Annotated in this window: 16 protein-coding genes and 1 tRNA gene; 6 read left to right on the top strand and 11 right to left on the bottom strand. The window is 60.6% G+C overall.

Annotated elements, in window-relative coordinates:
- Positions 1 to 36 precede the first annotated feature (36 nt).
- Entirely contained in the window at positions 37 to 327 is a 291-nt protein-coding gene (locus tag RH831_RS08765; protein ID WP_070364855.1) for a PRC-barrel domain-containing protein, read from the top strand.
- Here RH831_RS08765 and RH831_RS08770 read toward each other — a convergent pair whose 3' ends face one another.
- Positions 328 to 1779 (bottom strand): DHH family phosphoesterase, encoded by a 1452-nt coding sequence (locus RH831_RS08770; RefSeq protein WP_310553819.1) that lies wholly within the window; start codon positions 1777 to 1779, stop codon positions 328 to 330. It lies immediately after the preceding gene.
- Between the two features lie 100 nt (positions 1780 to 1879).
- Here RH831_RS08770 and RH831_RS08775 point away from each other — a divergent pair.
- The 5 genes from RH831_RS08775 (at position 1880) to RH831_RS08795 (ending at position 4489) form a co-directional block, all read left to right on the top strand.
- A tRNA-Lys gene (locus RH831_RS08775) sits at positions 1880 to 1953 on the top strand.
- 187 nt (positions 1954 to 2140) lie between these two features.
- On the top strand, positions 2141 to 2368 hold the full coding sequence (locus tag RH831_RS08780; protein WP_310553820.1) for a hypothetical protein: 228 nt from the start codon (positions 2141 to 2143) through the stop codon (positions 2366 to 2368).
- Positions 2365 to 2676, top strand: coding sequence for a hypothetical protein (locus RH831_RS08785; RefSeq protein WP_310553821.1), 312 nt, complete (start codon positions 2365 to 2367; stop codon positions 2674 to 2676). The genes RH831_RS08780 and RH831_RS08785 overlap by 4 nt, the downstream gene beginning before the upstream one ends.
- Complete coding sequence (locus RH831_RS08790; protein WP_310553822.1) at positions 2673 to 2858, top strand: hypothetical protein; 186 nt, start codon at positions 2673 to 2675, stop codon at positions 2856 to 2858. The genes RH831_RS08785 and RH831_RS08790 overlap by 4 nt, the downstream gene beginning before the upstream one ends.
- Positions 2858 to 4489 (top strand): MarR family transcriptional regulator, encoded by a 1632-nt coding sequence (locus RH831_RS08795; protein WP_310553823.1) that lies wholly within the window; start codon positions 2858 to 2860, stop codon positions 4487 to 4489. The genes RH831_RS08790 and RH831_RS08795 overlap by 1 nt, the downstream gene beginning before the upstream one ends.
- Positions 4490 to 4747: 258 nt before the next feature.
- Here the strand turns inward: RH831_RS08795 and RH831_RS08800 are convergent, their stop codons facing one another.
- The 10 genes from RH831_RS08800 to RH831_RS08845 form a co-directional block, all read right to left on the bottom strand.
- Positions 4748 to 5188 (bottom strand): hypothetical protein, encoded by a 441-nt coding sequence (locus RH831_RS08800; RefSeq protein ID WP_310553824.1) that lies wholly within the window; start codon positions 5186 to 5188, stop codon positions 4748 to 4750.
- Between the two features lie 35 nt (positions 5189 to 5223).
- Complete coding sequence (locus RH831_RS08805; RefSeq protein WP_310553825.1) at positions 5224 to 5634, bottom strand: hypothetical protein; 411 nt, start codon at positions 5632 to 5634, stop codon at positions 5224 to 5226.
- Positions 5635 to 5701: 67 nt separating this feature from the next.
- A complete protein-coding gene (locus RH831_RS08810; RefSeq protein WP_310553826.1) occupies positions 5702 to 7186 on the bottom strand; it encodes a hypothetical protein in 1485 nt (494 codons plus the stop codon).
- Complete coding sequence (locus tag RH831_RS08815) at positions 7183 to 7311, bottom strand: hypothetical protein (RefSeq protein WP_310553827.1); 129 nt, start codon at positions 7309 to 7311, stop codon at positions 7183 to 7185. The genes RH831_RS08810 and RH831_RS08815 overlap by 4 nt, the downstream gene beginning before the upstream one ends.
- Entirely contained in the window at positions 7311 to 7553 is a 243-nt protein-coding gene (locus RH831_RS08820) for a hypothetical protein (protein ID WP_310553828.1), read from the bottom strand. Before RH831_RS08820 ends, RH831_RS08815 begins: the two co-directional genes overlap by 1 nt.
- A complete protein-coding gene (locus tag RH831_RS08825; RefSeq protein WP_310553829.1) occupies positions 7550 to 7801 on the bottom strand; it encodes a hypothetical protein in 252 nt (83 codons plus the stop codon). The genes RH831_RS08820 and RH831_RS08825 overlap by 4 nt, the downstream gene beginning before the upstream one ends.
- Positions 7802 to 7806: 5 nt before the next feature.
- The gene (locus tag RH831_RS08830) at positions 7807 to 8568 is read right to left on the bottom strand and encodes a hypothetical protein (protein ID WP_310553830.1); all 762 of its coding nucleotides are present in this window, start codon (positions 8566 to 8568) and stop codon (positions 7807 to 7809) included.
- Between the two features lie 386 nt (positions 8569 to 8954).
- Positions 8955 to 9248, bottom strand: a complete 294-nt coding sequence (locus RH831_RS08835; RefSeq protein WP_310553831.1) for a hypothetical protein — start codon at positions 9246 to 9248, stop codon at positions 8955 to 8957.
- Positions 9249 to 9250: 2 nt separating this feature from the next.
- Positions 9251 to 12685, bottom strand: coding sequence for a surface glycoprotein (locus RH831_RS08840; RefSeq protein ID WP_310553832.1), 3435 nt, complete (start codon positions 12683 to 12685; stop codon positions 9251 to 9253).
- Positions 12682 to 12936, bottom strand: a complete 255-nt coding sequence (locus RH831_RS08845) for a hypothetical protein (RefSeq protein WP_310553833.1) — start codon at positions 12934 to 12936, stop codon at positions 12682 to 12684. The genes RH831_RS08840 and RH831_RS08845 overlap by 4 nt, the downstream gene beginning before the upstream one ends.
- Between the last annotated feature and the right edge of the window lie 55 nt (positions 12937 to 12991).

A 12991-nucleotide genomic window follows, 5' to 3' on the forward strand; every position in this document is an offset into this window, starting at 1 on the left:
CAAACAGTTAAGGGGGTCCGGTTTCTCCGTTGGCACATGGACGCAGAACCGCAGGAAATTACGAACCTCGTCGGCAGAGAGGTATACTCGAAAAACGGCGTGTTCGTGGGCGAAGTAGAAGATCTCAGACTCGATCTGGACGCTGAAGTGGTCAACGGGCTCGCGGTCTCGGCGCTGAACCCAACCCTGTTCGAGAGCGAGGAGACCGGTTCCAAGGGCGTCATCGTTCCCTACCGCTGGGTCCGGTCAGTCGGCGACATCGTGCTGATCAGCGACGTGATCGAACGGCTCAAAAACGACGAGGACGAGGAGAACCTGCTCGCCTGATCAGCTTCCGTTCCCGTTGTTCTCCTGTTCGACCCCCATCGCGTCGAACAGCGTTCGAGTGACGGCTTCTCCCGTCAGCGTGAGCAGCGTCTCGCGGTTTTGCTCGGTGGTCTCCAGGCCGTTGAAAATGCCCAGGGGCACTTCGGCACTCGCCTGCGTAGAGTGGCCGGCTGCTTCCCCGATGTCTGCAAAGGCGTCCTGGAGCACGGAACCGATGTTGAGGCGGATGTCCTTGGATCGCGCGGAGAGGTAGATCGTGTCGTCGATGATTCCGAAGACGGCCGTCGTGGTGACTCCTTCGAGGTTGAGGAGTTGTTGGGCCGCTTGCGCGAGGGCGTCCCGTGAGTTGATGAACCCCGCGTTGGAAATCAGGTGGCTCCCCTGAACCTCCCGATTGGCGATCGCCTCGGCGAGAACATCCAGAGTCTCCGGGCTCATGTTCGGCGACTCGACCTGTTCGAGGGTGTCGTGGTTGGCGAAGGGGTAGAGGTAGGCTGCCGCGGTGAGGTCGGCGGGGGTCGTATCGCGACGGAAATCCAGTGTTTCGGAACGGATACCGTAGAGAAGTGCCGTCGCAACCGTCTCGCTGACGGTCATGTCGAACTCCTGGAGGTACTTCGTCAAGATCGTCGAGGTGGCGCTGACGTTCGGGCGGACGTCGGCGAACTCGGCATCGAGTTCGCCGGCGGCCTCGTAGTGGTCGATGTAAATGTCGACGGGTTCCTCGATCGAGACCGCCCCGGCTTTGGCCTGGTCGACCATCGCGAAGGTGTCGTAATCCTCGATGTCGACACTATCATGGTGGGTCAACTCGATGTCGAGCAGGTTGACGAAGGCCCGGTTCTCCTGGTGGCCGATGTCACCGAAGTAGAGGATGTCGGCCTCGACGCCCAGATGGGTCGCGATAGATTCGAGTGCCGCCGCGCTGGCGATCGAATCCGGATCGGGGTTGTCGTGGGTCAAAATTGCGACCTTCCGCTTTGCGCCGGTCAGTACGTCAGCGAGGTTCCGGGCCTTGAATTCGAGTTCGCCGGACTCCAGCGCGCGGAGCGCGGCGTCGGCGATGACTGTCGAGGGGTTGATGACCACGTCCGCCCCCAGTTCCGAGAGTTCGTCGCTGGTGACGGGATCACTCGCGCGGGCGACGATGAACTGATCCGCGTCGTCTTCGCGGATCAGCGAGACGGCTGACTTGTTCGCCTCGACGTCGGAGGCGAGGATCAATACGACATCAAAGCCAGCGACCTCGCTTTTGATCTCCGGGTCGCCGATATCGGCCTGCCGGGCCTGCAGGTCTTGGTCGCGGAGGGCCTCGACCCGGGATTGGTCCTTGTCGAGGATCAAGACCTCTTTGCCCCGCTCGACGAGTTCTTCGGCCACGGAGTGCCCGACACTCCCACAGCCCAGGATCGCATACGAAGACATCGAAGAGATCGTTCCACGTGTACTCATTGAGGCCTATTTCCCGGCCATCGGCCTTAATCCCCACGACCGGTTCATCGCGGTCGCGATCCAGAACGTATTTCAACGGGGCTCTCTCAAAATCAGGTGAGGGCCGGTAGCTCAGTCCGGCAGAGCGTCTGACTCTTAATCAGACGGTCGCGTGTTCAAATCGCGCCCGGCCCGCTCTACCCTTGTATTTTTCCGTGGTTTAGTGACAGTTATAGGGCCTGTAAGGCCGCTGTCAGCGATTTGAGGTGGTCGGCGTGAGCCGAACCGCTGGCGACACTGTTCTGATATGTCGCTACTGCGGTGAGGAGATCGAGGAGCCGAACCAGCAGTGCCCTGCCCTCGACGACGGGAGGTGTTCGCCGTGAGCCTTCGTCACTCGACCTACAACGGGCACAAGAAGGGGACCGTCCTCGAGGCCTGCCCCGCGTGCGGCTACGAGTTCGACGAGAACGAGGACCGCGATCACCACATCTCGACGCACGTCCCATCGGACTTCGGCCTAACCCCACTCGGAGAAACCGCCGAAGGGCAGCAGCCGCTTTTTGACCCCATCGAGGAGATTCCGGAGACGGAGGTGAGTAAGGCGTGAGTACGCCATCGTACTACAACGCCACTCGCCGGCCCCTGGAGACTGTGGAGGTCGGTTTCGACGACGTCGAGATTCACGACCAGGTGGTCGTCGAGTTCACTCAGGCGCGTCAAACGACTCCGAAAACCGCCCTAACCGGGCGTGTCGAAGAGCGCCACTGGGGACAGGATTACGAGGAGATCGTTCTCGAGGACCAGGCTGGCGAAAGGTACGCTGTCGAGGATCATGGCCTCATCTTTCGCGAGCCCGCCCACGTCTTAGTCGGCGAGTCGGCCTCGATCAAGGCTGTTCGCGAGGTGGCGCCGTGATCCGGAAGACCTTCTACTGTCCCGAGTGCGGGGAACGGACCCGGCACGTCCATCTCGGGAAGAACGACGTTCTCGCCGATCGCTACGAGTGCGAGGAGTGCGCAGATCGGCACACTGGCCCCACACTTCTGCGGAGTGACGTCGAGCAAGCTGTAGCGACCGACGGAGGTGAGCGGCAGTAATGGAGACAGTGCAGCCAGGTCCCCACGAATTTAGTGCGAACTTCCTTTACAACGAGCATGGTTTGCAGCCGTATTTTGCGGCTGACCATCTCGTTAAGGAAGGCGACGGGAGCCAGGCTGCACAGTTTACCCTAAACGGCGAGCAGTGGGTTGTTAAGCTGTATTACCAAGACTCGGGAATACTGCATCCCGATCGTCGAGCCCAAGCCGAGCCCAAAAACGTCGACTGGCGGATTGATGAGGTTCGGGAGTTTCGTCTTGCCGTTCGTCGACATCCCGACGAGGACGACGTTGGTGAGCAGAAGGCCAACTTTCACCTTGCTCCTCGCTGGCAGAGAATGAAAGCCGAGACCAAATCTGGCGACATCAAGGAGATCTCGGTTCCGCCTCAGTTTGGGATTGGAATTAACGTGGGAGTCAAAGGCTCGAACATCGATTTCCACCGCTACAAGGAGCTTTTACGAGTCGCCGCTGCGTCGGTCGGCTTCAACTCGTCGTATTTCGATGAGCCTCATCCGTATTCAAACACCCAGGACGCGGAGAAGTACCTCAGGGTCGCCGACGATCAGTCCGGCCCCATACACGCCCGTGATGGGCCAATTGCCCGGATGGGCCACCTACTGGAAAACGATCGCTCTGGCTACCGAAAGGTCGTTCAAAACGATCGATCGCAGCAGGGTAACAACGTCCCAGGGTACTATCACACTGTCACCCTCGGCCCCGAGCGCGTTCGCGAAGCGTTTCCTGACCACGAGTTGCCCGTCGAGGTCAAGCATTACTACACAAGAAACCCGGAGAGCTTTTCGGACTCTCACCCACTGAGTAACCCGAAGCTGGGCGCATCGTATCAGGTGAATCGGTGGGATGAAAAGATCGGTGTGACCGACGAGGAACTCACCCAGCTCGAGCGCGAACTCGATCGGATTGTGTTGTCAGTTGCTGCCGATGCCGGGCTCGACATCGCACCCCAAGAAGGAGACGGGCCTTTCGTCGAAGACGCCTACTGGGAGATCGAAACATCCGAGGCCGGTGCCAATCCGATCGATCTCGACCTTACCCGTATTCGCCAGGAAAGCGAGAGCGTCGTCGTGCGTCAGCTGGCTGATGGCTTGTCTCCGGTGCAGTGGGAGACTTTAGAGACAGCCGTTTCAGACGGTGGCGTTGTTTCCCCTGCAGACGTCGCCGAGGAACACGATCGGCACATCAACAGTGTCTATCGGGCGCTGGCCGAGATCGACGACCTCCTCGATCGAGCGTACAATCAGATCGCGCTCAAGAACGAGCACGTTGCCGAGCTGGTTCTCGATGCTGTTCAGCGGGCGAAGCAGACGAACGAACGAGCGTTCGACGCAGTTGCATCCGCGAAGGAAGCTGCCGATCGCGGCCTCGAGGCCGGTCAGAGTGCATTCGTTGCCTGGGCGGCGAAACACGGCATCGACGTTCAGAACCGCGACGAAGCCCGACTCGTGTTGCGGATGGAAGGTTTGTCGAATGAGGAGCAGCGTCGGAAGATCCGCCAGGGCTTCGAACTCTGGACTGAGGCGAACAACGACCCCATTGAATACCTGAACGCGAAGATCGACCTCGGTCCGCGAATGGCATCGACGGCTCGCTACTACATTGAAGCCTGATCGCGAGTAGAGGCATCGCCGCCGATCCCGGCCTGTTTTTCAAGCTCACTTGGGCATTTTGGGCAGTTAGTACAACCTGAGTTTAGTTACCAGCTCCTTTTTGGGTAGCTACCAGTTCGAGAGGTTGCTCCAACTGGTTTTGAACCCTCACCCGAGGGGTTAGGTATCCCGTTAGACGTGTGGCTAAGGCCACGGTCTCAAAACACTCCGTACCGCTAGCGCAAAATTTCCAGGTGATGCAGATGAAAGAGGGGTTCGTTACGGCCGGTCGCCGAACCCTTCTTCGATCTTTGCGAGCTTCTGTCGCCACTCGACGACCTCCAGATGCGCGGCCTTTGCTTCGACGATCAAATCCTCGCTGTCCTCGCGGACCTCCTCGTCTTCGAGGCGCTGCATTCCCAGCTCCGGGTACTCTTGGGCTTCCAGGTTGGCGACGGTCTTAGCGAGCTTCTCAACCTTCTCTCGGTAGTTCGAGAGCGCCCACTCGTGGAGGTCGTTGAGATACTTCTCGTAGCCGAGTTTCTGCTCGTCGTAGTCGTTACGATCCGGTGATCCAGGCTCGTCGATCAGGATCTCGCCGGAGACCTTCTCGAAGATCGCGGCCACGCCGTCGCTCGCCCGTCCGGGTGCGCCTTCGAGTCGTGATTCTTCGACGCCTTCGAGGCGTTCTTCCAGGGTTTCGGGTTCGTTGAAGTACATGATTGTGGGTTGTTGTCGTGGGGTTGAATACCTTCTTACAGTTCTTCCAGGAGTCGGCTCATCAGCTGGTCGTCGCTGTCGAGCATCTTCTGCTTCGCCCGCTTTCGGTGGCTCTTGATTCCGGTCCCGAGTTCGCCGTGGATCTTGCTGTACGTGAGATCCGTCGCGACGAGGTAGGCCGTCGCTTGTGCCTGGCGGGTGGACAGCAGCGTTTCGGCTTCGAGGTGATCGGCGAAGCACTCGGTGCAGCGGACCCCGTCGCCCTCGCGAAGGGGCACTCGGGCCACGTAGTGGCCCGCCTCGGCGTTCGCTGCCCTGCCGCATCGCTCACACAGCTGGGGATTCTCGGCGGGCTCCTGGAGCGATCTGAGCAGCGAGCGGGCTGTCTCGACGGTGGCCCCGGCTGATTCGGCCGCGGATTCGAGCGGTGTTTCGGATTCTGTCATTGTTTGCTGGCGGGTCGAGCCCGCCGAAGCCCCGCCAGGGAGTCGAACCCTGGTGCGCCGACCGGGGTTAGAGGTCGCGAGTGTCGCGGATGTATCGCCGGCGCTTCTCTTCATCGTGGCCGGTCTTCTCGAAGTCCCGGGCGTGATCCGAATCGTTGACGTTGACCATGATGCTCCGCTCGGTCCCTTCGCGCTCTATCTTTAGCCGCGGCCCCTCGGTCGAGGTCAGTTTCTCGATCCTGTAACTCCGCCAGGTTCCGCCCTCGCGTTTTGCTACCTCGAGGCGGTTAACCGTGTGAGTCCCACGGAAGTAGTGGACTCGCGTCACGACGAACTCACCGGAGCGACCCTCGATTATCAGCGTGTCGCCGGTATCGAGTCGCGACAGGTCCCACTTGTCGGGAATCTCGTCGTTCTCTTCTGCTTCCGCGTCGGGGTCGACCGTCTCGCCGCAGCGCTCACACCGTGGCTTCCCGACATCGTACCATCGGCCGGGCTCGCCGCATGCGGGGCAGACAGCCGGCGCGTCGTCGGGCTCGTCGGCGTCCGGCCAGTGGGTCGGCTCGGGCAGATCGCCGATATCGCTTTTCTCGTTCGCGCCGGACTGCGGACCTGGCGCGTAGTTCGAGGATTGGGTGCTTCTGTATCGGCCCGGGGTGTAAATCTCGTACCCCGTCGAGTCGCGGTATTCGGACTCACCGCTAAAGATCGTCTCCGCATCCAGCCGGCGCCGGCCGTGGATGCTATCGGAGTCTTCCGGGATCATGACGGACTTGCCGGAGCTGGACACTTCGGCTTCCAGGATATTCGGCGCCGTCATGCGACCGATCGCGACGTCCTCGATCACGAGCACAGTATCGCCGGCCTCGTATTCGCCGGGCTCTTTCGCCGTCTCGATGGTTTCGCCGCCGTCCGTCGCGACGGCTTGCTCCTCGGCCCCCGCATCCGGGTGGGTGTTTTCGACGCCTCGCGGATCGGCCGCGGCTGCCTTTTCGGCCCATTCCTCGATCCGGTCCTCGCGGTCTTGCTCGCGTTTGTGACTGGACCAGTCCGTAATATCCGACAGCGAAAGCCCCGAGTCGGGGATCTCCCGGCGATCGACGAGCTCGCCGCCGGATTCAAAGAGCGCCCCGAGCTCCGGTTCGGGGAGCGGTTCGTTCATCGTTGGCCCCCAGTCTTCGGGTTCGTCGTTCTGGTTGTCTTGGAGCGCTTCGCCGATCAGAGTCCGGGCAGACCGGAGTTTCTCGGCACGGGCTGAGCCGACCCCAGCGAGCGAGGTTGGCCGTGCGATCGAGTCGAAGACATCCGCAGCGGTCTCCCACTGATATTTCTCGATTAAGTCTCTCGCGAGCATATCCGGGAGCCCGGCCGATCGGAGCAGTGAGGGGAGGTTATCGTGCTTCGCGTGGTGTTTGATCCGGCCGCGCTCCTCGCCGTCGAAGGGGCGGGAGTCCTCGGGTTCGGGCTCCGGTTCGTCCGGTTCGGCGTCGGTTTCGCTGGTTTCCTCGGGCGATTCGGCGAATCGGTCGAAACTCGTTTGCTGGGAGCTCATGCTGGGCAGTTGAAGACGTGCACGTGAACCTGGTCGGCCGGGACGATCTCGCCGCAAGCTTTGTGGATAAACTCGTTCTCCTCCTCGACGTGCCAGCTGTAGCCTTTGGGGGGTTCTTCAAACATCACGCGACCCCCTCCGCGATCCCGATTTGTTCGGCGAATTCCACCAGCGTATTGTAAACCTGGGTGGTCTGCATGCCGTCACCGCGGGCGATTACAGTCCGGCTTTCGTTTTCGTCGACGACCTGAACGACATTCTCCCAGTCGTCGGGAGTGCCCCGGCCGCGAAGGTGGATTTCCTCGCCGGTCGTTAGTTCCTGGAACGCTTCGAGTCGGTCTTGCTGGCGTTCGCTGTTGATACTCATTTGTCCCACCCCGGCGCTTCCCCGGCCGTTTCACCGGATAGATCCATCTGGTTTCCATCGTCGACGGTTTCCACCGTGAGTGCCGCCTGTTCGCTGGTATCCGGGGACTCCTGGATTTCTTGCCGATCGTCGACGAGCTCGTCACTTCCGCCGCGATCGAGCTGGGTTTCCGGTTCCGGCCGATTTGCGACGTTTGGGTCTTTAATTAGCGATTCTTGCTTGGGTCGGTTGTCGACGAAGTCTTTCATGGGTTTCAGTAGGTGCTAAGCGTTTTCTGGGATTTTTCGCCAGTCTGTGCGTTTTTCGAGAATTTCCCGGAGTCTTCCATACCCGCCCTAAACGAGGCTTTGAGAAATTCGCCAAGAAGTCGAAAAGTTCCGAAAACGCCCGAGTAATCCGGTTTTGCCGGCGTTTCGGCTTCGGCCGTAGCTTCGATGGGTTCCGGTTCGGGTTCGGCCTGGATCGAGGGAGTTTCCGGTTCGGCCGGCGTTTCGACGGGTTCCGGTTCGGGTTCGGCCTGGATCGAGGGAGTTTCCGGTTCGGTCGGCGTTTCGACGGGTTCGGGCGCCCGGATATCTTCGGCCGGCGTTTCCAGCGCTTTCGCTTCGGCGATCGCGGCCGAAACGAAGGACTCGCCGAATTCGTCGGCGATATCCCCTCGCAACTTGTCGGCTTCGCCCGACTCGATCCAGTTTTTGCGGTCTTCTTTTATGGTGCTTTCAAGTTCCTTCCCGCCCTTCTGCAGGATTTTCCGAAGGTTTGCACCATAGGAAACGGTCGGATCAATGAGACTTTGCCAGTCGTCGATCCGGCCGTTTTCCCCGCTCGCCCGCCGGGCGAGCTGTTGAAGCATGGAGTCCTGGACCATCGGGGTTTGAGCACCGATCGGATCGCTCGCGCTACCCCAGCCGGAATCAATACCGGCCTTTTGCCGGATTTTTGCCATCCGCCGACGCCGTTTTTCAGCACTGTAGCCCTGGCTGGACCAATAGGACTCGTATGCTTCGAGTCCCATTATGACCACCCGGGCGCCGGGCGATCGGCCGGCGAAGATTTTTCGGTCGTGGGTTCGTTGGGTATCATGCTTCTTGGGGTTCAAGAAGCGCCTGGTCGGCCGCTGCAACGGCCGGCCGGATTTTAACCGGCGAGCGCTTCTTATCTCACCCAATGCACCCCGTTTACTTAAGTCTTTGGTACCGATTTGAAGGATAGTCTAAATATGTACGGGCGCCCGGCAGCGCATTATGCGCCGCTGGGCGAGCGCGCATTCGGGCGTGTGAGCCCGGCAGCGGGCGCTCGTGTGTGCGCCCGGCCCCGGCCGGGGTCGTGCGCACCCGGCCCTGGGTGTGGGTGTGTGCGTGTAGATACGTATGTCCGAGCGTGCCCGAACCGCCCGGGCAGTCAGAACAGGCTCTGGATGAGTTGCTCGACCATCACCAGTCCCTCGTCGAGGCCCCACTTCACGACAGCGCCAACGTCACCCACGAATGTCGAGAGGTGAAGATCGGCGTATCCAAGCGCTGCCGCAGCGCCGAAGCTCACGAGGATCAGCACCGTGTAGGTCACTACCCGTCCGAGGACCGACGTGGCTCGTCGACCGGCTCGAGCGCCCCGGAAGAGATACCATGCGATCACGAACAGCATGGCCCACGTTCCGAGCTCGACGCCGAACGATTCGAGGAAGTCGAAGAACATGGCTATTTGTCTTTCCCGCTGAGTTGAAGCGTCACGCGAGTATCAGGCGAGCGGCGCGTCTGAATCCAGCCGTAGATGAGGTAGGCCCCGCCGCCGATCAAGACGATCCAGAACAGTGGCGAGACCGTCTCGAAGCCCTCCGAGATCGGACCCAGCAGCACACCCGGCTGTAGGGTTTCGAGCAGGTACGTGACCGTCACGACTGCCGCCACGCCCATCAGCCAGGTCGGAATCGATTCCGAAGTGCGCTGGTCGAGATACCAGATCCCCAGGAGTGCGCCCACGCCTGCGATGATCGTGAGCAGCTCTCCGAAGGGTGCCGCTCCGGAACTTACCGCGGAGGTCGCGACTTGGAGGAGAGGCTCTGGCGTCGCAAACTCCATCGCAACGAGCGCGATGATGACCAGCCCGCCGATCACGATCGTCCTCGAGGTCGAGTCTCCGGTTCGGGAGTTCGTCGACTGGAGGGTCGGCAGCGACGGGAGCGACAGTGAGCGGTCGATGAACGGGATCGAGAGGCTGGAAGACCGGCCACGGCTGATTCGCGAACCGCCGACACTTCTGACGACCAGGAGCAGCCCACCGAGTGCCGCCACGACCGCGAGCAGGATCATTACGGGATCAGTCCCGGACTGCTCAGTCTCGACCGGGCCGACTGGCTGCTGAACGCTCGTACTTTCGGCGATGCCGATGATGTAGGTGGCTGCTTGGTCGATCGTTTCGAGATAGACCGGACTCTCGGCCGTGTCCGTGTCGATTTGCCGATCGTAGTCGCCGTCGACTCGACGCAGCTCGTAGGTCTCGCCGGAGACTGTATCAGCGTATTCGAGAGTCACCATGTCGCCCTCAGATTCACCGGGGCCAATCTCGAAGCGGGGCTCGCTTCCGGAGTCAACCGAAATCGCGACGTCGTTTTCCGGTTCGGCCCAGAGCGGAGCCTGTCGGAGTGTGGCTGTCGATCCAACGCCTGCCTCCGGGAATCTCACCGTTTGTGAGCCAGAGGCATCGATCAGCGAGGAGTCGTTCGCCTCAGACCAGGACTTCTCTTCGGCGTAGATCACACGATCGTCGTCGGCGCCCGAGACCAACATCTCGAACTCGGGTCGGTGCTCGGTGATCTCGATCTTCGAGTTCAGATCATCCGCTACCGGCGTGGGCTCCAAGACCTCGATCGCCCCGTTATCGACGGCCACTTTCGTCGCGTTAACCCGAACGTCGACCGTGTCGTTGGCCTGCATGTCCGGCAGCGAGATCTCGCCAGTCGTGTTCTCGACGACCCAGTTATCCGCCGCCTGCCAGTCGCCGCCGTTTTTACTATACTCGGCGTCTCGGATCGAGATCGCCGTGTCGGCGAATGGGATCGTCAGTGTCGGGTTCTGGCGATCACTCGAGTAGGTTTTGCTGACGGAGTACCGCTCGCTGAACTTCTCCGCGGAGTAGTCGACATCCTGGTCGTCTTGGGCGTCGTGGCTGTAGTCAACCTCGACCTGCATCGGTGGGGCGTCGGCCGAGAGCTCCGGCGTCGAGACGTTGATCGTGTTTGTGCCAGATTGAAGTGTCTCTTTACTGAGGGTGGTCTGGACGGTCTCGCCATCGGCCAACGTACCGGTGTGATTGGCCCACTCCGCGCCGTTAAGTTCAACACCGGGGTCTTGCGTCTGGGTGACTTCGGTAAAGGACAGCGCAGCATTCGTGATAGAGGCATTTGCCGCAATCCCGAGGGTGTCGGTTGACGTTGTGAGGCCTGAGAGCGTTGCCGAGTCAGTACCGCCGCCAGGTACGTCAAGCGTTGTATCAACCGTCCCGTCGTCGTCCACGTCAAACTCTACTTTTGCCGGGCCGCCAACATCGTAGTAATCGAGATTGTCACTTGTATCCTGGTAGACGATCTCGGCCATCCCGTCACCGTCAATATCGCCCGTGGATACGGCGTGGGCATCCTGTCCCGTGTCCGTATTCGTCCCGGTGTCGACATCGTAGTAATCGAGATTGCTACTTGTATCTCGGTAGACGATCTCGGCCGTCCCGTCACCGTCAATATCGCCCGTGGATGCGGAGTAGGCATCTCCCCCCGTGTCCGTATTCGTCCCGGTGTCGACATCGTAGTAATCGAGATTGTCACTTGTATCCGGGTAGACGATCTCGGCCGTCCCGTCACCGTCAATATCGCCCGTGGATACGGAGTAGGTATTTTGCCCTGTGTCTGTATTCGTCCCGGTGTCGACATCGTAGTAATCGAGATTGTCACTTGTATCCGGGTAGACGATCTCGGCCGTCCCGTCACCGTCAATATCGCCCGTGGATACGGAGGAGGCACCCTGCCCTGTGTCCGTATTCGTCCCGGTGTCGACATCGTAGTAATGGAGATTGCTACTTGTATCCTGGTAGACGATCTCGGCCGTCCCGTCACCGTCAATATCGCCCGTGGATACGGAGTAGGCATCCTCCCCCGTGTCCGTATTCGTCCCGGTGTCGACATCGTAGTAATCGAGATTGTTACTTGTATCCTGGTAGACGATCTCGGCCGTCCCGTCACCGTCAATATCGCCCGTGGATACGGAGGAGGCACCCTGCCCTGTGTCCGTATTCGTCCCGGTGTCGACATCGTAGTAATCGAGATTGCTACTTGTATCCTGGTAGACGATCTCGGCCGTCCCGTCACCGTCAATATCGCCCGTGGATACGGAGTAGGAGGTATCCTGCCCTGTGTCTGTATTCGATAATGCCGGCGCGGAGGCGTTTACAACCGCGTTTTGAACATTCGTACCACCGACGGAGATGGATTTTGTCCCAGTTGACTGCCACGAATAAGATTCATTTTCGGTGTTCTCCTTGCCCGTCAAGTTGACCACTGGATCGGAGGCTGCATCGAGGTCTGAAATGTCGTAATTGACCGAGCTGCCATCGGTGAACGTATCACCTATTTCGACAGATCCCGCAAAGCTGACCGTATTTGTCGAGAAGTGCGGGATCTCGACGATCAGCCAGCCATCTTCCCGCTCGATCTCCGAGTTCCACGGCGACCCGTCCTCATGAGTGCCGCGGGCCATTTCCGGCTGGTATCCCAGCGCGTCCTCGATCTCTGCGGCAGGGAGGGCGACCGATCGGCCTTCGCTGTGCTCGTCGTCGGTGATGACGATCGAGATCGGGCCGGAGCCATGAATCTCCCCGCCGTCGATCTTGTTTTTGGCTCTCCCAGGCGAGGTCACGACAACCTCGAGGGAGTCAGGATGCGCCGAGGACATCACACCCGCGTCGGCGATGTCTTGGGCTGACTGGCCCATCGGAGTCTGTTCGGGGAGGTCCGAGTAAACCTGCGAGTCGTCGACGGTCACGAAACCACTCGGGGCCGCCGCTGCGCCACCGGCGAGCGCGACCGAGCCCGCGACGACTGAGAGGACCAGCAGCGCCGAGAGGAAAATCGCTCGGGCTTTCATAGCCACACCTCCGGCAGATGGCCGATGACTTCAGGAACGATCGTTCCGGTCGCCTGGCCGGCCATCTCTCGGACGAAGTCGCCCGCGCCGTCCATGGCCTGGTTTGTGTTCTGGATCATCGCCTGTACCATCTCCTGAACCATATTTCGAGCTCGCTCGAGGCCCTGCTTCGCCGCCTCTGGCGCGTTCGCGAGTGCCGTTCCGATGGCATCGCCAGGACCGCTCGGCTGATTGGCTGGCACATCAGACATCGGAATCACCCCGTGCCCGCGAGCGCTCCCACGCACACGGGGGCACCCCCGCCTG

Source organism: Halodesulfurarchaeum sp. HSR-GB, assembly GCF_031432215.1.
Taxonomy (GTDB): domain Archaea; phylum Halobacteriota; class Halobacteria; order Halobacteriales; family Halobacteriaceae; genus Halodesulfurarchaeum.

Excerpts from the sequence above, each read along its gene's own strand:
- RH831_RS08815 (WP_310553827.1), bottom strand. The coding sequence starts at position 7,311 with ATGTTTGAAGAACCCCCCAAAGGCTACAGCTGGCACGTCGAGGAGGAG.
- RH831_RS08825 (WP_310553829.1), bottom strand. The coding sequence starts at position 7,801 with ATGAAAGACTTCGTCGACAACCGACCCAAGCAAGAATCGCTAATTAAA.
- RH831_RS08805 (WP_310553825.1), bottom strand. The coding sequence starts at position 5,634 with ATGACAGAATCCGAAACACCGCTCGAATCCGCGGCCGAATCAGCCGGG.
- RH831_RS08800 (WP_310553824.1), bottom strand. The coding sequence starts at position 5,188 with ATGTACTTCAACGAACCCGAAACCCTGGAAGAACGCCTCGAAGGCGTC.
- RH831_RS08795 (WP_310553823.1), top strand. The coding sequence starts at position 2,858 with ATGGAGACAGTGCAGCCAGGTCCCCACGAATTTAGTGCGAACTTCCTT.
- RH831_RS08765 (WP_070364855.1), top strand. The coding sequence starts at position 37 with ATGGACGCAGAACCGCAGGAAATTACGAACCTCGTCGGCAGAGAGGTA.
- RH831_RS08770 (WP_310553819.1), bottom strand. The coding sequence starts at position 1,779 with ATGAGTACACGTGGAACGATCTCTTCGATGTCTTCGTATGCGATCCTG.
- RH831_RS08835 (WP_310553831.1), bottom strand. The coding sequence starts at position 9,248 with ATGTTCTTCGACTTCCTCGAATCGTTCGGCGTCGAGCTCGGAACGTGG.
- RH831_RS08845 (WP_310553833.1), bottom strand. The coding sequence starts at position 12,936 with ATGTCTGATGTGCCAGCCAATCAGCCGAGCGGTCCTGGCGATGCCATC.
- RH831_RS08840 (WP_310553832.1), bottom strand. The coding sequence starts at position 12,685 with ATGAAAGCCCGAGCGATTTTCCTCTCGGCGCTGCTGGTCCTCTCAGTC.
- RH831_RS08830 (WP_310553830.1), bottom strand. The coding sequence starts at position 8,568 with ATGGGACTCGAAGCATACGAGTCCTATTGGTCCAGCCAGGGCTACAGT.
- RH831_RS08820 (WP_310553828.1), bottom strand. The coding sequence starts at position 7,553 with ATGAGTATCAACAGCGAACGCCAGCAAGACCGACTCGAAGCGTTCCAG.
- RH831_RS08810 (WP_310553826.1), bottom strand. The coding sequence starts at position 7,186 with ATGAGCTCCCAGCAAACGAGTTTCGACCGATTCGCCGAATCGCCCGAG.